The organism is Nocardia sp. Root136 (assembly GCF_001427185.1).
Classification (GTDB): Bacteria; Actinomycetota; Actinomycetes; order Mycobacteriales; family Mycobacteriaceae; genus Nocardia; species Nocardia salmonicida.
Genome location: NZ_LMFE01000001.1, coordinates 2,059,917 through 2,077,740 on the forward strand (window position 1 = coordinate 2,059,917; position 17,824 = coordinate 2,077,740).

A 17,824-nucleotide genomic window follows, 5' to 3' on the forward strand; every position below is an offset into this window, starting at 1 on the left:
CGTCGGCGCGACCGCTTACCGGTGGTCGCTCTGCTGACTACAACCAAACCTGCCGCGCTGTTCTTCCCCGTTCATGTTCCCGCATGGGCGAGGCGACTATCCGCGCGGGTACGGCCAGGGGTTGAAGCGGCAGGTCTTGCCGTCAGCGGGGACCACGCCGTGGGGGTCGAGCAGTGCGATGTCGTTGTTTCTGGTGCCGAAGGTCTGCTGCATCATGATCGGGGCGAGGCCGCCGTCGGTCTCGCACGGCTGATGGCCGTGGTAGCCGATGGCGTGGCCGACCTCGTGGTTGATCTGGTACTGGCGGTAGGAGCCGATGTCGCCGTCGAAGGCCAGGGCGCCGCGCACCCAGCGGACCTCGGAGAGCACGACGCGGTCGAGGTCGGCGTTGTAGCACGACGAGTCGATCGGGATCTCGAATCCGCAAGCGGCACGGGTGCTCTCGCGAGAGGTGAGCGAGAGGCGGAAGTCGGCCGGGCCCGCGTCGATGCGCTGGAAGCCGAACTTGGGGTCGTTGGTCCAGCTCTTCGGGTTGGCCAGGGTGGTCTCCACCATCTTCGCCACGGCGCCGTCGCCACCGAACGGTGAGGTGTCGATGCCGTCCTCGACTTCGACGGTGTAGCGGAACACGCGCTCGGTGCCCGCGCCGACCTGGGCGCTGGTGCCCGGCACGACGTGCCAGGTGCCTGCCGCGCGTTCGACGTAGTCGCCGCCCTCCGGCAGCGCGCCGAGGGGCAGATCGGCGGGGAACTTGCCGTCGCCGGGAGGTGCGCCGATGATGCCGGACTGCGCCACCTTGGGACTGAGCGCGCCGAAGCCGGGATCGCTGGGCAGCGGCATCGGTCCGGTGCGCACCGCGTCGACGACGACCAGCACGGTGATCGCGAGCAGCACCGGCAACGCGTAGGCCCGCCAGCCGTACGCGGAGACGAATCGGCCGAGTGCGCTCTGCTTCTTCGCATCACGCTGTGGGCTGCGCGGGCGGCCGTTGTCGGTGTCGGTGGGATCCCAGCGGGCACGTAGGGGCTGGCGGGATCGGTCGGCGGGCTGATAGAGCCCGAGCGGGTCATAGACCTGCAGTTCCCGCCCCTCCGACGCCGACGTGACAGCACCGGACTCGGAGGGGTGCGTGGAGCGAGCGATATCGCGCCCGCCGTCGGCATGGTCATCCGTCCGGTCGGTCACCCCATCAGATTCTCATAGTAGGCAAATCCGCCGTGCGGGCGGCCGGAGGAGATCGCCCGGTTACGGCCCGGCGAACTCCGCGGACTGGTACTACATTTCCAGGGCGAGACGCAGGGTGAACACCGTGCGAGTATCGTCTTTGGGATACCCGGACCGCACACCTCCGGCCGGGGGAATCGACTATCTATAGAGAGCCGAGATGACTGACCTCGTGGACCGCATGCCCTCGCGCCGATCGGTGCCGGAGACGGTCCCGGCCAAGCGCGGTACCCGCCTGCCTCGTGACGAGCGCCGCCAGCAGTTGCTGCTCGCCGCCAGCGAGGTCTTCGTCCAGCGCGGCTATCACGCGGCGGGCATGGACGAGATCTCCCAGGTGGCCGGGGTCAGCAAGCCGGTGCTGTACCAGCACTTCGCCAGCAAGCTCGAGCTGTACCTGGCGGTGCTGCAGAACTACGTCGACATCCTGGTGTCGAGCGTGCGCCAGGCGCTGCGCTCCACCACCGACAACAAGCAGCGTGTGCGGGCCGCGGTCGCCGCGTACTTCGATTTCGTCGACAACGAGATGCAGGGCTTCCGCCTGGTCTTCGAATCCGACCTCACCAGCGAACCGCAGGTGCAGCGCCGGGTCGAGCAGGCCACCGAGGCGTGTGTCGACGCGGTCTTCGATCTGGTCGCCCACGACTCGGGTCTCGATCCCTACCGCGCCCGCATTCTTGCCGTCGGCCTCGTCGGCGCGAGCCAGTTCTCGGCGCGCTACTGGCTCGAAGCCGACCGCCCGGTCCCCAAGGACGAAGCCGTCGACACCACGGTGTCACTGGCGTGGGGCGGCCTCAAGCACGTGCCGCTGACCGCCGCCCAGCGCGCGTACTCCCAGGACCTCTGACTCCGGAGCAACGAAAATGCCCCGCCATCGGATGGCGGGGCATTTCGTGTTCGCAGCTCAGATCGTGGCGAAGCCCACGCGACCGGTGGCCGGGGACCCGATCTCCACGTAAGCGACCTTCGTGGCCTGGATCAGGAACTTGCGGCCCTTCTCGTCGGTGAGTGACACGACGCCGGCGGAGCCGCTCAGCGCATCGGACACCAGCGCCTCGATCTCGTCAGGGCTTTGCGCACTGTTGATGACGAGCTCTCGCGGGCTATCCGAAATACCGATCTTGACCTCCACGGCCAACCTCCGAACGTAAGAGTCCTGTGTTGTCAGGTCCCAGGCTAGTGCAGCCCGAACACCACCGCTCCCACACCTGGTGCGCTGTCAGCGAACGGGGTCAGGCGGGCTCGATCAGTTCGATCTCGAGTTCGATCTTCACGGTGTCCGACAGCATGCCCGGCATGGCGACGCCGACGCCGAAGTCGGTGCGCTTGATGGCGCCGGTGGCGGAGAAGCCCGCGTGCCGGGTGCCGTCGGGGAAGTCGGCGATGCCGCCCCATTCGACGTCGAAGGTCAGCGGCTGGGTGATCGCGCCGAGGGTGGCCTCGCCGGTGACGGTGAAGGTTTCGGCGACCCGAACCGGCTGGGTGGCGCGGAAGCTCAGGGTCGGGCGGTTGGCGACGTCGAGGAAGTCGGCCTGGCGGATGTGGGCGTCGCGGTCGGCGTTACCGGTGTCGAAGGAGTCGAGTTCGATGGTGGCGCCGAGGGTGGCCGCGCCGGCTTCGTCGACGACGAATTCGGTTACGAAGCGGGTGAAGCCGCCGCGTACCTTGGCGATTCCGAGGTGGCGAATGGTGAACGCGACCGAGGAATGGGCGGCATCGAGGGCCCAGGATCCGGTCTTCAACTGCTGGGTCTGTGTCGAGGAAGTCATGTCCCCACCCTGACCGGACTGCGGTCCGCTAACCAGACCGCGGTTATCCTGGTCCCCGCAGGGCGTGGCTGAAAACTCCGCGACCAGGCAGGATCGAGACATGGTTGGCGCAGATAGCACGGATCATCCCGGCGCCCGGTCGGCGTTCGCGGAACTCCTCATCGCTCGTCGCGCCGAGTTGCGCCCGGAAGACGTCGGCCTGCCCGGCGGCGGCAGGCGGCGCACCCCCGGCCTGCGCCGGGAGGAGGTCGCGGTGCTCGCCGGGGTGAGCGCGGATTATCTGGCGCGACTCGAGCAGGGCCGCGATACCAACCCGTCGATGGCCGTGGTCGACGCACTCGCCACCGCGCTGCGGTTCAACGACACCGAGCGGGCCCATTTCGGCTGGCTCGCGCTGACGACTAGCAGCGAATCCCGTTGTCCGAGTACAGCTTTCGATCCAGACCTCGATCAGGTGCCCGCCGCGCTTCGTAGCGTGCTCGACGCGCTCTCCCCCACCCCGGCGTTCGCTCTCGGGCCTCGGGCCAACGTGCTCGCCTGGAACAGCGCGTGGGCCGACCTGGCCACACCGCTCGGCCTGCTCGACAACCCGGACATGGTCAACCTCGCCGTCTGGGCCTTCCGCCACCCCATGGCTCGTACCACGGTCACCGATTGGCCCCAGTTCGCCGATCATCTCGCCGACCAGCTCGCCCGAACACGCCTGCGCCGCCCCGACGACGAACGCATCGCGGGCGTCATCACCGCCCTGCGCGAAGAACCCGAATTCGCCCGCCGTTGGCAGCCTCACCGTCTGGCCGAGGACATCCCCACCCTCCTCGGCTTCGAACATCCCAGCCGGGGCACCCTCACCTACACGGTGCAAACACTGTCCGCCGACAAAGACCAGCAGGTCGTCATCTGGCTACCACGCGAAACGGCTACCCGCGCACCGGAACTCCGCTTGGTTCAGCAACGGGTAGTAGGCGGATAACCTACAAGCCCAGTTCGGCCATGCGGGCCGCGTGACGCTCCTGCATCCGGTCGAACAGGGTCGCGATGCCGTTGAGGTCGCCGGTGGCGGCGAGGACCAGTTCGGCCAGTTCGTCGCGCTGAGCCATCACGAACTGCGCCTGCGTGATCGCCTCGCCGAGCAGCCTGCGCCCCCACAGCGTGAGGCGGTCGCGCTCGGAGCGGCTGGCCGCTACCGCGCTGCGGACCTCGTCGACCACGAACTGCGAGCGCCCGGTCTCGGCGAGTACGTCGCGCACCACATCGGAGACCTCGGTGGGCAGCGCGCCCGCGATCTCGGTGTAGAAGTCGGCGGCAAGGCCGTCGGCGACGTAGAACTTCACCATCGATTCGAGCCAGGTCGACGGGTCGGTGGAGGCGTGATAGGAGTCCAGCACCCCCTGGTACTGCGCCATCGCGGCCTCGGCGTCGGCACCGCGATCAGTGAGTGCAGCTTCCAGAGTCTCGAAGTGCGCGAGCTCGTCGGCCGCCATCTTGGCGACACCGATCCGGCCCCGTAGCGACGGCGCCTGCTTCGCCTCCTCGGCGAGCCGATAGAACGCGGACAGTTCGCCGTAGGCGAGGAGCGCGAACAGCTCCGTCACCCCCGCGTGGTCCGCGGCGAGCGGCTCGGTCGAGAAGAATTCCGGCGCGGCAGAGATCTGGGCTCCCATGACCGTCAACAATACAGCGCGTCTGAATACTCTGACCGCATCCAGACACCGCCCTTCTCGGGCGTCCTCAGCCCATGCCACTACGTGGTTCGGGCTTCGGTTTCCGCGTCAACCAGACCGGTTTCACCAACACTCACAGAGTGTCGGTCAGAGCCGATCTGTCGGCGGACTTCGGTGACCCGGCCCCCTGATCGGGGGTCCGGGGACCGTGAGAAGTCTTGGTGGATCATCGGCCATTGCGCGAGGTCTACCGCCGCGTTGTGATCACGGTCGCCGCGAAACCGGCAACCCCGTGATGGTGGCGGGCCAGCCTGGCGGTGGCTTGCCGGTGATTATGTGAACCTTTCTGTTTGCGTGACACCGACTGCGCCAGGTACGAAACGGTGGCATACAGAATTCTCGTGCGGTCCTTGGTAAGCAGACGCCGCAACCGGCGAGTATCTGCCCGCACCCGGACCGCACCGATCCCGGACAATGTCACCGACTGGGGACTGTCGTTGTCACCGACTCGGATCTTCGTTCGCCTCGGTCCGCCACGCCAGCCCGGTCACCACCACCTCGGCTGTTCCATCCGGATCGACAGCGATCACTCGTCCGGCGGCTTCGGTCCCCTGAGCTCGGTCCGATCGATCAATCGCGTTCGGCCAGGAATTTGTCCAGGTGCGCCCAGGTGGTTTCGCGGGCCTCGGGTCCGGTGAGAATGCCGAGGTGGCTGCCAGGCACGACCTCGTAGGTGACCGATGACGAGCCCGACAGCGTGCGCAAACCGGCCTCGACAGCGGCCTTGGGCGTGATCACGTCGGACTCGCCGCCGATCAGCAGCACGGGCACTCGCACATCGGCGAGTTCGATGGTCCGGTCGGCCAGTTCGAGCCTGCCGTTGCCGATGTCGTTGGCCAGCATCATCCGACCCCACAGCTGGTTGTAGAAGCGGCCGGGGTAGCCGGGCATGGCGGCCTGGAAACGGTCGATCGATTCCATTTTGGCCAGGGTCGCGGCATCGGTGATATTCCTGGCGATGAACCGAGGGCGCGCCAGTTCACGGTCGTACGCGGCGAGGCGGTAGGCGAGCTTGGTGAGCGGCGCCGGAATGCCGCCCGCGGCCCGCACGAGCGCGGTGGCGCCCCAGCCGCCGGTGAGGTTCGCCACGGCGCGCAGCTGCGGAATGCCGAGCATCTTGTCGTAGTCGAGCGGTGGGCCGACCCCGGTGACCGAGCGGATCGGCAGCTCCGGATTCGCGGCGGCGGTGAGCAGCGAGAACATGCCGCCGACGGACCAGCCGATGAGATCGACCGGCGCACCGCCGCGATCGGCGCTCACGCGCAGGATCGCCTCGGGCAGGATGTCGGTGACCCAGTCCTCGAAGCCCATTCGGCGATCGGCGAAGGAGATCTCGCCGTAGTCGACCAGGTAGGGCGCGCGGCCGGTCTCCACCAGATACCGCGCCAGGCTCTGATCGCGACGCAGGTCGAAGCAGGTGGCGGGCGCGGCCAGCGGCGGCACCAGCAACACCGCGGAATCGCTTGCCGCAGAATGGAATTCGGTATCGTAGCGACGCAGCAGGCGGTGCGGCTCGTCCCACAGCACGGTCGAGGGCGCCGGGTCGACGGGCTCGATACCCGCGCCGAAGCTCAGGGCCCACGCGTGGCGCGCGGCGGTGGTGACGGTGTCGGTGATACTCACGACTAGAAATGTCTCACAGGTGGTACCACCGGTACCAGTGAGCTCGATTACACCCGCGGACACGCGCGAAATCCGGCGCTCATGAATTGCGCTGCGACACACCACCCGCGCTGAGGATATCCGGTGGCGAGCCTGTATTCGCGCGGCATTCACCGACGTCGAATTTCGGATTGCGCAGATTATCACGCTACAATCTCCGTGGACAACGCTAATTTCGGCGCCCGGACATACTCCGCGGCCTGGCACTCCACCGGCGCACAGCGCGGGCGGACAGCGGCGATGTCCACAGACAGCAATGTCGAGAAAATGTGCGCGCAACGAATCCGCATCACCGCAGCGCCGCGCCGATGACACCGTCTCGACGGCCACGCATAACGCCTGGTCGGCGATGGTTATCCGGCGCCGGCCCGGTGAGTATCACAGGCGGGTAAGTGGTCGTCGCGGGCCGACCGGCCCGCCCCACCTCGTGCGTGCGAGATGCAATGACGAGGAAGGCGCGAACACTGAGCAAGATCACTGTCGAAGAGGAACCCGGTGTGGCCGACACACTCCTGACGGCCGAGCTGGACAACACTCACATCCCGCCGAGTTTCGCCGAATTGGGCGTGCGCGAAGAAATCGTGCGCGCACTCGGTGAGATCGGGATCGAGCGCACCTTCGCGATTCAGGAACTGACCCTGCCGCTGGCGCTGGCCGGCGATGATCTCATCGGCCAGGCCCGCACCGGGATGGGCAAGACCTTCGGTTTCGGTGTGCCGCTGCTGCACCGCATCGCGACCGCCGACACCGGCACCACCCCGCTCGACGGCACCCCGCGCGCGCTGGTGATCGTGCCGACGCGCGAGCTGTGCATCCAGGTCACCAAGGACCTGGAGAACGCGAGCAAGTACCTCACCAACCACCAGGGTTCGCTGAAGGTCGCCGCCATCTACGGTGGGCGCCCCTACGACACCCAGATCGCCGCACTGCGCGACGGCGTCGACGTGGTCGTCGGCACCCCGGGTCGTCTGCTGGATCTGGCGAACCAGAACCACCTGATCCTCGGCAAGATCGGCGTGCTCGTCCTCGACGAGGCCGACGAGATGCTCGACCTGGGCTTCCTGCCCGATATCGAGCGCATCCTGTCGATGGTGCCCGACAAGCGGCAGACGATGCTGTTCTCGGCCACCATGCCGGGCCCGATCATCACCCTGGCCCGCACCTTCCTGACAAAGCCGACGCACATCCGCGCCGAACTGGCCAACGATTCGGCGGTGCACGACCGCACCGCGCAGTTCGTCTACCGGGCCCACGCGATGGACAAGGCCGAACTGGTCGCGCGCGTGCTGCAGGCGGAGTCCCGCGGCGCGACGATGATCTTCACCCGCACCAAGCGCACCGCGCAGAAGGTGGCCGACGATCTCGCCGAGCGCGGCTTCAATGTCGGCGCCGTGCACGGCGACCTCGGTCAGATCGCCCGCGAGAAGGCGCTGACCAAGTTCCGCAAGGGCACCATCGACGTGCTCGTCGCCACCGATGTCGCCGCGCGCGGTATCGACATCGACGACGTCACCCACGTCATCAACTACCAGTGCCCCGAGGACGAGAAGACCTACGTGCACCGGATCGGCCGCACCGGCCGCGCCGGCCGCACCGGTGTCGCGATCACCCTCATCGACTGGGACGAGCTACACCGCTGGGAGTCGATCAACAAGGCGCTCGGCCTGAACATGGCCGATCCGGCCGAGACCTACTCCCGTTCGCCGCACCTCTACAGCGATCTCGGCATCCCCGAGGGCATCACCGGTGTGATCCGCAAGCCCGCGGCCTCCACCCGTGACGACGACGCCGTGGTCGAGGAACGCACCGAGCGCCCCAAGTCCTCGCGCAGCCGTCGCCGCACCCGCGGTGGCACCCCCATCGTCGAGGGCAGCGAATCGGGCACGACCACCGAGTCGAGCACCGATTCCGCGGACGACACCACCGACGGCGACAAGCCCGCCCGTCGCAGGCGCCGCCGCCGCAAGCCCGCCGAGGCAGGCGAAGCGGAAACCGCCGAGTCAACCACCGGCGAGGCCACCGAAGCGCCCGAATCGGCTCCGGCCGAGGGCGACGACGCAGCCAAGCCCGCCCGACGCAGGCGCCGCCGCAAGCCCGCGGAAGCCACCGCGTCCGACGCAACGGAAACCGTAGACGCTTAGTCGGCACTGCTAGTGTCGCTGTCGTGCTCGCACCCGAACGGCGGACGCGCGCCGACATCTTCGTAGCAATCGCGATCGCCGTCACTCTCGTAGTGGCGGCGTTCGTCGTCTGGGCGCGTGCCGATGCCACCGGGACCGATTCGGTCACCGCGTCGTCCCCCGCTCCCACCGTGACCGCGGCGACCCAACTGCCCACCACCTTGCGTGAGCAGTGGCATGCCGCCGACGAGTCGAGCAGGCGGGCGCTCACGTCGGGCAATGTGGTGGTGACCGGCGACCACGGCACCGTGAGCGGGCGCGATCCGATCACCGGCACGCAGCTGTGGTGGTATCGCCGGGATATGCCGCTGTGCGGGGTCGAGTCGCAGTTCGGGACCGTGATCGCCACCTATCGCGATCAGCGTGGGTGCAGTCAGTCGGTGATGCTGGAGGCCGATACCGGTGAGCGCCGGGTCGCGCGCAGCAGCTACATGGACGACGAGATTCGCGTCACCGGTGACGGCACCTACCTGCTGGCGCTCGGCGCGAACCGGCTGGAGATGTGGCGCTCGGACCTGGTGCGCACCCTCGAGTACGGCTACGTCGACGCGCCGGTTAATCCGAATACCCAGCCGCGCAACGGATGTGCGCTGCGCTCGGCCGCGTCGAGTTCCTCGCGACTCGCGGTGCTCGAACGCTGCCCGGGCGACACGACCGACCGGCTGACAGTGCTCAACCCGGCGCCGAAGGAATCGACCGCCCCCGAGGAATACGGCTCGCGGGTACTCACCGCACCGGGCGCGGACTCCCCCGAGATGCGGGTAATCGCGGTGTCGGACAACAAGATCGCCGTCTACTACCCCCCGACCCCGCCCACCGCCACCGGCCTCGGACTGCCCGCCAGGATCGTGGTGCACGACGGCACCGGCAACGAGATCGCGACCCATCAGCTCGCCGCCCCGTGGGACGCGCGCGCCACGGTGACCCGCCTCGGCTCGGCCATCTACGTCTTCACCGGCAACAGCCTCATCGCCTTGAGCTCGAGCACATTACAGCCGGTCTGGACGGTTCGCGACGCTCTCGGCACGCCCGCGCTGATGGCGGGCAGGCTGCTGGTCCCGGTCGCCGACGGGCAACTCGCGGTGGACAGCGGCAACGGCGCGACCGTCGCGCAGATCCCGGTCGAGCGCACCGACTACCGCGGCGACACCATCGCCACCGCCGTCCTGGGCAACACCGTGTTCGAACACCGCGGCGGACAGCTGTACGCGCTCGGCTGAACCCGCACTGCCATGATGGACTCATGTCCACACCCGATGCCCGCCTGGTCCTGCTACGCCACGGCGAAACCGAGTGGTCGAGTCAACGAAAGCACACCAGCTTCACCGACCTGCCGCTGACCGAGCAGGGCGAGGCCCAGGCCGTCGCGGCCGGGCTGGTGGTGAAGTCGCTCGACCTGCGCGATCCGCTCTGCTTCACCAGTCCGCGCCTGCGTGCGCGCCGGACCGCCGAACTGGCCGGACTGTCCCCGATCCAGCTCGACGAGGACCTGGTCGAGTGGAACTACGGCGAGTACGAGGGCATCACGACCGCGACGATCCGCGAAACCGTGCCCGGCTGGACCGTGTGGACCGCGCCGGTCCCCGGCGGCGAGACGGCCGAGCAAGTGGGTGAGCGGGCCGACCGGGTGCTCGCCCGGGTCGAGCCGGAGCTGCCACAGCGCGACGTGGTCCTGGTCGGTCACGGACATTTCTCGCGGGTGCTGATCGCGCGCTGGGCGGAGTTCGCGGTGCGCGAGGGCCGCCGGTTCGCGATGTCCACCGGGGCGGTGAGCGTGCTCGGCTTCGACCACGACGCCCGCTCCATCTGGGGCCACAACCTGACGACCCGCACCGAACCGATCGAAGGAGTCTCGCGATGAGCGCACTGGTCCGCCGGGCCACCCCCGCCGATGTGCCCGCGATGGTCGGGCTCGTCCACGATCTGGCCGAGTACGAGAAGGCGCCCGCCGAGTGCACGCTCACTGCGGAGCAGTTGCGGTCCGCGCTGTTCGGGCCGACGCCCGCGCTCTTCGCTCACGTCTCCGAGAACGACGGCGAGGTCAACGGCTGTGCGATCTGGTTCCTGAACTACTCCACCTGGGACGGCGTGCACGGCATCTACCTCGAGGACCTGTACGTGCGCCCCGAGACCCGCGGCACGGGGCTCGGCCGCGCGCTGGTGGCGGCACTGGCCGCCGAGGCGGTCGAGCACGGCTACAGCAGGGTGTCGTGGTCGGTGCTCACCTGGAACACACCGTCGATCGAGTTCTACCGATCCCTCGGTGCCGCACCGCAGGACGAATGGATCGGCTACCGCCTCGCCGGTGCGGAACTGACGGCGCTGGCCGCGACCGTGAGCTGAGCCGTATGCGTATCGCGTTACCCCACGATTGGCCGCGCACACCCGAGGAGGCGATCGCACTCCAGGACGAACTCCGTCCCCTGGTGTCGACGGAAAACGTTGCGCCGCCACAATTTTCGACGGCGGCCGGAATCGATTCGGCCTATACCGAAGACGGCACCGTCGCGACGGCTGCGGTAATTATCGACATCGCCACCATGGAAACGGTGGAAACGGCAGTCGCACACGGGATTTCGAAATTCCCTTATGTGCCGGGACTACTCGCGTTCCGGGAACTGCCCGCGACGGTCGCCGCATTGGAAAAACTCACCACCACACCGGATCTACTCGTGTGTGATGCACAAGGATCGGCGCATCCGCGACGGTTCGGATTGGCGTGCCATGTCGGGTTGCTCACCGGCATTCCGACCATCGGTGTCGCCAAATCGGTGTGGGGCGAATACCGCGCGCCCGGCCCACGTCGCGGTGATGTCAGTGATGTGACCATCGACGGCGAAGTCGTCGGCCGGGCACTGCGCACCCGCGACGATGTGAAACCGCTCTTCGTCTCGGTCGGCCATCTCATCGACCTCGATACCGCGTGCGCACAGGTGCTCGCCCTCACCCAGGGATTCCGGCAACCCGAGACCACCCGCCGCGCCGACCACCTGTGCCGAGAGGCGCTGCGCGCGGCAACGGCCTGACTAGAGGCGATCTTCCCCGGGGATTTCGCCGTAGTCCTGCCCGACAAAGGTCAGACTACGAATCGTCTTCGGGGATTTCGCCGTAGTCCTGAGCCATGAAGCGACTGGTGGCCGGCGCGAACAGCGTGACCAATCCGGCGACCGCCACCAGCCCCAGCAGACTCCCCCACAACGGCTGATGCGAGTCCGTCAGCAACGACCAAGCCACCGGCACCAGCAACACGTTCGCGATGACCGCGATGGCCCGTCCCCAGCGTTTGCCGCGCAGCAGCCCGATGCCCGCCGCGAGCACCCCGCCGAACAGCACCCCGAACCAGATCGCGGTGCCCACCCCGCTCGCCGCCGACTGATCGTGCCCGGTCAGCGCCCGCACGATCAGCACGATCGCGGTCGCCACCCCGGCCAGGCCCTCCAGCGAAACCAGCCCACCGGCCAGCCGCACCGTCATCGGGATGCCGGTCGACACCTGTTCGCCGCCCTCGCGCTGGTCACCGTCTGTCACGTCCTGCTCTGCCACGTGCCCCAGCCTACGACGACGCGTCGTGGCGCCCGGCGCGCGTCGGCTGTTCGCCCGCGCGCACTACCCTCGGCACTGTGCGGACGCTGCTCATTGTCAATCCCAATGCCACCTCGACGACCCCGGCCACCCGGGATCTGCTCGCTCACGCCTTGGAGAGCCGAACGCAGCTGACCGTTGCGCACACCCAGCATCGCGGCCACGCGGCCGAACTGGCCCAGTGGGCATCGACGCAGGAAATGGACCTGATCGTCGTGCACGGTGGCGATGGGACGGTCAACGAGACCATCAACGGCTTCCTTCCGGTGCCCCAGGTCGGCGACGACCAGGTGTGGCGCCCGCGCCTCGGGATCATCCCCGGCGGCTCGGCGAACGTCTTCGCCCGCGCGCTCGGCATCTCCCCCGATCCCGTGACAGCTACCAACCAGCTCATCGATCTGCTCGCGCGCGACGCCGACCGCCGGATCGGGCTCGGCCTCGCCGACGACCGGTGGTTCACCTTCAGCGCCGGCGTCGGCCTCGACGCCGATGTGTGCGAGGCGATCGACACCGCCCGCGCCAAGGGCCGCAAGGCGACGCCAGCGCGATATCTGCGAACCACGGTGCATCAGTTCTTCCGGGCTCGGCGTCAGCATCCGAGCGTCACCGTCGAGGTCACGGGAAGGGATCCACTGGAGGAGGTCTATTACGCCTTCGTCACGAATTCGAGTCCGTGGACCTATCTCGAGGACCGTCCGATTCGCACGAATCCCACCACCACCTTCGAATCGGGTCTCGGTGTGTTCGCGGTCAAGTCGATGAGTGTGACCCGAACCCTGTTGCTTGCGCGGCAGTTGCTGGCCGAGAATGGAAACCCCAAGTCGCCCATGCTTTTCCGCGCCGATGATGTGCCGTCCGTGCGAATCGAGACGGACACGGAGATCGGCCTGCAAATCGATGGCGACTTCATCGAAAAACGCAAGATGGTGCATTTCACATCTATCCCCAGCGTGCTGGACGTGGTGGCCCCCAAGCCGTCCTGACACTCGACCGTCAAGAAAAATCTCCTGGTTGCGCTGCGAAAACCCGGAGACGCGAGTACAAAGGACCGGGCAGGTTCCCCTTGTGGGGGCCCAGAGCGTGATCTCCCCCACGGTGCGCCGGAGACCTATTGACATCTACGGTGATCGTGAAAGCATTCACAAGCAACCGTGCGGAAACATTCGAGTCGCACAAGTGAACGATCCACTAACTACAGGCGCCCTTTGTGGCGCCCTCGCAAAGGAGCAGAGGAATGGACTGGCGCCACAAGGCCATCTGTCGCGATGAGGACCCCGAACTGTTCTTCCCGGTGGGTAACAGTGGTCCTGCGCTCGCGCAGATTGCCGATGCCAAGCTGGTCTGCGCCCGCTGCCCCGTCACTGCCGATTGCCTGTCATGGGCCCTGAAGTCCGGACAGGATGCCGGCGTGTGGGGTGGAATGAGCGAAGACGAGCGGCGCGCGCTCAAGCGGCGCAACGCACGCACCCGTACGCGTACCTCCGTCTAAGTCGACGGACCTGGCGTTGCCGGGCCATCAGCCCCCCGGCCCGGTAACGCATGTGTGAGAACCCGGCACCTTACGGTGCCGGGTTTATTGTTGCCCACCAGCTGTTTTCCGTAGTTTCAGCGCCCGGAACGACGTCCGAGCGGAACCCGCAACACCGCGTCGGTGCCCACATCGGCGCCAGGATGCAAACCGATCGAGCCGCCCAATTCCGACGTCACCAGGGTGCGCACGATCTGCAGACCCAACCGGTCGGAACCTTCCAGACTGAACCCTGACGGCAGGCCACGGCCGTCGTCGGAGATGATCACGTCGAGCCAGCGCGCCGACCGTTCCGAGCGAATTGTCACGGTACCGTTCTCGCCCGCGTCGAAGGCGTGCTCGATCGCGTTCTGCACAAGTTCCGTCAACACCATCACCAGCGGTGTCGCCCGCTCCGCGGAGAACACCCCGAGTGAGCCCGCCCGGCGCACCTTGATCCGCGCGGTGTGCACCGTCGCCACATCCGCCATGATCGGCAGCAGCCGGTCGATGACCTCGTCGAGGTCGACTTCCTCGTCCACCGACATCGACAGCATCTCGTGCACCGAGGCGATGGATGTGACCCGGCGCACTGATTCCGTCAGCGCCACTTGGGCTTCCGGGTTCTCCGTGCGGCGGGCTTGCAGCCGCAGCAGCGCCGCCACGGTCTGCAGGTTGTTCTTCACCCGGTGGTGGATCTCGCGGATCGTGGCGTCCTTGCTCAGCAACGCGCGGTCGCGCCGCTTCACCTCGGTGACATCGCGCACCAGCACCGCGGGCCCGGCCAGTTCCCCACCCGGACGCAGCACCAGCGTGCGCAACAACACCGTCGCCCCGCGAGCCTCGACCTCCATCCGGCGCCCGGTGCGACCGGCGAGCGCGGCCTGGATATCGGCCACCACTTCCTGCGCGTCGAACGGATCGGTGATCAACGAACGCGTGGTCACCGCGAGATCCTGACCGACGAGATCGGCCTGCATCCCCATCCGGTGATAGGCCGACAGCGCGTTCGGGCTCGCGTAGACGACGAGTCCCTCGGTGTCGAGGCGGATGAAGCCATCGCCCGCTCGGGGGCTGGAGTGCGTGGCCGCCCGGTCCTCCGGCACCGGAAAGCTGCCGTCGGCGATCATCTGGCACAGATCGTCGGCGCAGGACACATAGGCCGTTTCGAGGGTGCTGCGAACCCGCGAACGCGCCAGGTCGGAATCACGGCTGAGCACGGCGATCACGTCGTCGCCGCAGCGCACCGGAATCGCTTCGCGCACCGCGTGTACCGGACTCGGGTGATAGACCCCACTCACCTCGACCTCGGCGTCGGTGCGCACGGTGTTCCCGCTCAGCAGGGCGTCGAAGACCTGCGGGAAATCGGTGCGTGAGGCGGTGGTGTCGACCTTGTCCTCGAGATGCACGGTGGGTGCGGTCGTCGGCCGGATCTGGGCCACACACACCACATCGGAACCGTCGACGACCGGGCCCGCGCCCACCCACAGCAGCAGATCGGAGAACGAGAGATCGGCGAGCAACTGCCAATCGCCCACCACCCGTTGCAGATGGTCCACGGCGATGCCGGGGAGGTCGGTGTGTTCGGCCAGGAGCTCGCTCAGTGTTGCCACGCTGGATCTACCGCTTCGTTTTCGTTGGACCTACGCGATGGTGGCGATGAGGTCGCCCGCCTGTAGAACCTGCCCCGGCGTGACGTCGACCGTGGTGACGTCGCCCTCGACCTCGGTGAGAACCGGGATCTCCATCTTCATCGATTCGAGCAGCACCAGTGTCTGGTCGACCCGGACGTGTTCGCCCACGGTGACCTCGACAGCGAGCACGGTCGAGACCATCTCCGCGCGCACTTCTTCAGGCATGGCACCCCGTTCAATAGTCGTGTGGCCCCCGCGATGCGACGGTGGCCGGTATCCGCCGAAGCTACAGCCAATCACACATGAAACAATGGCTGTCGACCAGACATAGAAGGGAGCTCCCATGGGTAAGCGTGGACGTAAGAAGCGCAGCCGCAAGGGCAACGCCGCAAACCACGGCAAGCGTCCTAACGCTTGAGTCGTGCCGCTGCGCACAGACGACAACAGCACGCTCTCGATGAGAGCGTGCTGTTGTCGTTTCGAGGGGTGATCAGCCCTCGGTGGTCTCGATCCTGGTGACCGTGATCGTCCGGTGGATCTCGAGCTTGAGTCGCTCGCGCAGACCTTCGGGGGCGTGCTCACCACCGCATTTGCGACTGAGCAGACCCTTGATCTTCTCCTCGATGCCATAGGCCTCGATGCAGGGACTGCAGTGATCCATGTGCTCCTGCAGGCGCTGCCGAGTGGCGTTGTCGCACTCGTTGTCGAGCATGAGCCACACATCCGCGAGGACCGCGGTGCAGTCCATATCGAGATCGGGATCGTCACTCACTTGACTACCTCCTGGCGTTCCCCACGGTCGAATCCACGTTCGCGCGCCACGTCGGCGAGCAGGCCCTTGAGCTGCTTGCGTCCACGGTGCAGCCGAGACATCACGGTACCGATGGGGGTGCCCATGATGTCGGCGATTTCCTTGTACGGGAAGCCCTCGACGTCGGCGTAGTACACCGCCATCCGGAATTCCTCCGGTAGCTGCTGTAGCGCGGACTTGATCTGGTCGTCGGGCAGCGCGTCCAGCGCCTCCACCTCGGCCGAGCGCAGGCCCACCGAGGAGTGCTCGGCGGTGGCCGCCAGCTGCCAGTCGGTGATCTCGTCGGTCGGGTACTGCGCGGGCTGACGCTGCTTCTTGCGGTAGGAGTTGATATAGGTGTTGGTCAGGATCCGGTACAGCCAGGCACGCAGATTGGTGCCCTCCCGGAAGGACTTGAACCCCTGGAACGCCTTGACGAACGTCTCCTGCACCAGGTCCTCGGCATCGGCCGGATTCCTGGTCATGCGCAGGGCTGCGCCGTAGAGCTGATCGATCATCGGGAGCGCATCGCGCTCGAACCGGGCCGCCAGCTCGGCTTCGTCGACTTCTGTGCCGGACGCACCGTCGGAGACCACGTCGTCGTCGCTCGTCACACCAATCCCTTCGATCGCCGTAGTAGCCGAATCTACCGGCACGACGGAATCGACTGGCACTCGCGCACCCCGTGGCAGGAGAGGACGCTCCTCGAGCAGCACTGTCACTATCTCTCCTTCACGTCGTCTCGGCTGGGTGGCTTGTCACTTGTGTGCAACATGCACTCCGGCATTCGTGTTCCCACACCGCGGGAAATGTGGTTGCCGAGCTGGGTGTGGTGCCGATTAGGGTGATCGCCTATGTCGACTCCCGCGATCAAGGCCCTCGGCGGTATCGCGCATCGGGTGCACTCCTATTCCCACGATCCGCGGGCGGAGTCCTATGGCGACGAGGCCGTCGACGCACTTGGCGAGGAGCTGGGAGTGCAGGCCGCGCAGATCTTCAAGACGCTGGTGATCGAACTCTCATCCGGTGCGCTGGCGGTCGCTGTCGTGCCGGTGCCCGCGCGGTTGTCGTTGAAGGCGGCGGCCGCCGCGCTCGGCGCGTCGAAGGCGAGCATGGCCGACAAAACCAAGGCCGAGCGCACCACCGGCTATGTCCTCGGCGGGGTTTCGCCGCTCGGCCAGCGCAAGAAGTTGCCCACTGTTGTCGACGCTTCCGCGCTCGACTGGGATCGGGTGCTGTGCAGCGCGGGCAAACGCGGGCTCGAAATCGAGCTGGCGCCCGCCGATCTGGTGCGGGCGTGCGCGGCCGTCACCGCCCCGATCACCAGCTGAGGCAATCCGGTCGGCGCCTCGTTCCGAATTCACTTCGACGCATTCTGCGCCCGGTACGACCGATTCGACCCGAGGATGTGATGCGAAAATGTCCGCACGTTCGACGATCGCCGCCCTATCCGGTGCCCTGGTAATCACTTTCGGCGCTGCCGCGGTAGCCCCCGCCATCGCGGCTCCGCAGGTGGTTCCACCGTCGCAGGCCGAACCCGGCGACTATCCGCTCAACGGCCAGGGCACCACACCGAAGAATTCGCCGAAGACCGCACCGGAAACCGACGAGAGAGCCGAGAAGTCGGAGAAGCTCGGCGGTGGGGTCGCTACCGAGGTGATCGATCTGATCACCGGAATCATCAAGTGCGGGCTGAACATCGCCACCGATTCGGTGCCCTGCTCGCTCTGACGACTCACGCGCGGCCGGACGGAG

At 67.2% G+C, this 17,824-nt stretch carries 22 protein-coding genes; 12 read left to right on the forward strand and 10 right to left on the reverse strand.

Annotated elements, in window-relative coordinates; genetic code table 11:
* Positions 1-96 precede the first annotated feature (96 nt).
* Entirely contained in the window at positions 97-1,185 is a 1,089-nt protein-coding gene (locus tag ASD42_RS09550; RefSeq protein ID WP_082843901.1) for a DUF3152 domain-containing protein, read from the reverse strand.
* Between the two features lie 199 nt (positions 1,186-1,384).
* Between ASD42_RS09550 and ASD42_RS09555 the strand changes: the two genes are divergently transcribed.
* Positions 1,385-2,068, forward strand: a complete 684-nt coding sequence (locus tag ASD42_RS09555; protein ID WP_056812916.1) for a TetR/AcrR family transcriptional regulator — start codon at positions 1,385-1,387, stop codon at positions 2,066-2,068.
* A 57-nt stretch (positions 2,069-2,125) separates the two neighbouring features.
* Here the strand turns inward: ASD42_RS09555 and ASD42_RS09560 are convergent, their stop codons facing one another.
* Together ASD42_RS09560 and ASD42_RS09565 are read right to left on the reverse strand one after the other, a co-directional pair.
* Entirely contained in the window at positions 2,126-2,353 is a 228-nt protein-coding gene (locus tag ASD42_RS09560) for a DUF3107 domain-containing protein (RefSeq protein WP_056812918.1), read from the reverse strand.
* A 100-nt stretch (positions 2,354-2,453) separates the two neighbouring features.
* Positions 2,454-2,990: a YceI family protein gene (locus tag ASD42_RS09565; protein ID WP_056812921.1), complete on the reverse strand. Its 537-nt coding sequence runs from the start codon at positions 2,988-2,990 to the stop codon at positions 2,454-2,456.
* Between the two features lie 100 nt (positions 2,991-3,090).
* Here ASD42_RS09565 and ASD42_RS09570 point away from each other — a divergent pair, with 100 nt between their 5' ends.
* Positions 3,091-3,963: a helix-turn-helix transcriptional regulator gene (locus tag ASD42_RS09570; protein ID WP_056812923.1), complete on the forward strand. Its 873-nt coding sequence runs from the start codon at positions 3,091-3,093 to the stop codon at positions 3,961-3,963.
* 1 nt (position 3,964) lies between these two features.
* Here ASD42_RS09570 and ASD42_RS09575 read toward each other — a convergent pair whose 3' ends face one another.
* Together ASD42_RS09575 and ASD42_RS09580 are read right to left on the reverse strand one after the other, a co-directional pair.
* Positions 3,965-4,654 (reverse strand): ferritin-like fold-containing protein, encoded by a 690-nt coding sequence (locus tag ASD42_RS09575; protein ID WP_056812926.1) that lies wholly within the window; start codon positions 4,652-4,654, stop codon positions 3,965-3,967.
* Between the two features lie 630 nt (positions 4,655-5,284).
* Positions 5,285-6,337 carry an alpha/beta fold hydrolase gene (locus ASD42_RS09580; RefSeq protein ID WP_056812929.1) on the reverse strand — a complete coding sequence of 351 codons (1,053 nt, stop codon included), beginning with the start codon at positions 6,335-6,337 and terminating at the stop codon, positions 5,285-5,287.
* 482 nt (positions 6,338-6,819) lie between these two features.
* Here ASD42_RS09580 and ASD42_RS09585 point away from each other — a divergent pair, with 482 nt between their 5' ends.
* From ASD42_RS09585 to ASD42_RS09605, 5 genes are read left to right on the forward strand one after another with little or no spacing between them, the layout of a single operon-like run.
* Positions 6,820-8,517: a DEAD/DEAH box helicase gene (locus ASD42_RS09585; protein WP_056812932.1), complete on the forward strand. Its 1,698-nt coding sequence runs from the start codon at positions 6,820-6,822 to the stop codon at positions 8,515-8,517.
* Positions 8,518-8,540: 23 nt separating this feature from the next.
* The gene (locus ASD42_RS09590) at positions 8,541-9,776 is read left to right on the forward strand and encodes an Rv3212 family protein (RefSeq protein WP_056812936.1); all 1,236 of its coding nucleotides are present in this window, start codon (positions 8,541-8,543) and stop codon (positions 9,774-9,776) included.
* A gap of 23 nt (positions 9,777-9,799) precedes the next feature.
* A complete protein-coding gene (locus tag ASD42_RS09595; RefSeq protein ID WP_056812939.1) occupies positions 9,800-10,417 on the forward strand; it encodes an acid phosphatase in 618 nt (205 codons plus the stop codon).
* Positions 10,414-10,899, forward strand: coding sequence for a GNAT family N-acetyltransferase (locus ASD42_RS09600; protein ID WP_056812942.1), 486 nt, complete (start codon positions 10,414-10,416; stop codon positions 10,897-10,899). The genes ASD42_RS09595 and ASD42_RS09600 overlap by 4 nt, the downstream gene beginning before the upstream one ends.
* A gap of 5 nt (positions 10,900-10,904) precedes the next feature.
* Positions 10,905-11,582: an endonuclease V gene (locus tag ASD42_RS09605; protein ID WP_056812945.1), complete on the forward strand. Its 678-nt coding sequence runs from the start codon at positions 10,905-10,907 to the stop codon at positions 11,580-11,582.
* A gap of 55 nt (positions 11,583-11,637) precedes the next feature.
* On the opposite strand, the gene ASD42_RS09610 is transcribed toward ASD42_RS09605, so the two are convergent.
* Complete coding sequence (locus tag ASD42_RS09610; protein WP_056815885.1) at positions 11,638-12,030, reverse strand: hypothetical protein; 393 nt, start codon at positions 12,028-12,030, stop codon at positions 11,638-11,640.
* 146 nt (positions 12,031-12,176) lie between these two features.
* On the opposite strand from ASD42_RS09610, the gene ASD42_RS09615 reads away from it, so the two are divergent.
* Both ASD42_RS09615 and ASD42_RS09620 read left to right on the forward strand, forming a co-directional pair.
* Positions 12,177-13,121: a diacylglycerol/lipid kinase family protein gene (locus ASD42_RS09615; protein ID WP_056812947.1), complete on the forward strand. Its 945-nt coding sequence runs from the start codon at positions 12,177-12,179 to the stop codon at positions 13,119-13,121.
* Between the two features lie 251 nt (positions 13,122-13,372).
* A complete protein-coding gene (locus tag ASD42_RS09620) occupies positions 13,373-13,627 on the forward strand; it encodes a WhiB family transcriptional regulator (protein WP_022567051.1) in 255 nt (84 codons plus the stop codon).
* Between the two features lie 116 nt (positions 13,628-13,743).
* On the opposite strand, the gene ASD42_RS09625 is transcribed toward ASD42_RS09620, so the two are convergent.
* Together ASD42_RS09625 and ASD42_RS09630 are read right to left on the reverse strand one after the other, a co-directional pair.
* Positions 13,744-15,258 (reverse strand): sensor histidine kinase, encoded by a 1,515-nt coding sequence (locus ASD42_RS09625; RefSeq protein ID WP_056812950.1) that lies wholly within the window; start codon positions 15,256-15,258, stop codon positions 13,744-13,746.
* Positions 15,259-15,288: 30 nt separating this feature from the next.
* Positions 15,289-15,504, reverse strand: coding sequence for a biotin/lipoyl-binding carrier protein (locus tag ASD42_RS09630; RefSeq protein ID WP_056812952.1), 216 nt, complete (start codon positions 15,502-15,504; stop codon positions 15,289-15,291).
* A 118-nt stretch (positions 15,505-15,622) separates the two neighbouring features.
* Between ASD42_RS09630 and ASD42_RS35830 the strand changes: the two genes are divergently transcribed.
* Entirely contained in the window at positions 15,623-15,697 is a 75-nt protein-coding gene (locus tag ASD42_RS35830; RefSeq protein ID WP_022597109.1) for a 50S ribosomal protein bL37, read from the forward strand.
* A 72-nt stretch (positions 15,698-15,769) separates the two neighbouring features.
* Here the strand turns inward: ASD42_RS35830 and rsrA are convergent, their stop codons facing one another.
* Both rsrA and ASD42_RS09640 read right to left on the reverse strand, forming a co-directional pair.
* On the reverse strand, positions 15,770-16,027 hold the full coding sequence (rsrA, locus tag ASD42_RS09635; protein ID WP_082843924.1) for a mycothiol system anti-sigma-R factor: 258 nt from the start codon (positions 16,025-16,027) through the stop codon (positions 15,770-15,772).
* A 20-nt stretch (positions 16,028-16,047) separates the two neighbouring features.
* On the reverse strand, positions 16,048-16,683 hold the full coding sequence (locus ASD42_RS09640) for a sigma-70 family RNA polymerase sigma factor (protein WP_174552018.1): 636 nt from the start codon (positions 16,681-16,683) through the stop codon (positions 16,048-16,050).
* Positions 16,684-16,923: 240 nt separating this feature from the next.
* Between ASD42_RS09640 and ybaK the strand changes: the two genes are divergently transcribed.
* Positions 16,924-17,400: a Cys-tRNA(Pro) deacylase gene (gene ybaK, locus ASD42_RS09645; RefSeq protein WP_056812959.1), complete on the forward strand. Its 477-nt coding sequence runs from the start codon at positions 16,924-16,926 to the stop codon at positions 17,398-17,400.
* A gap of 88 nt (positions 17,401-17,488) precedes the next feature.
* Positions 17,489-17,800: a hypothetical protein gene (locus ASD42_RS09650; protein ID WP_056812962.1), complete on the forward strand. Its 312-nt coding sequence runs from the start codon at positions 17,489-17,491 to the stop codon at positions 17,798-17,800.
* The last annotated feature ends 24 nt before the right edge of the window (positions 17,801-17,824 follow it).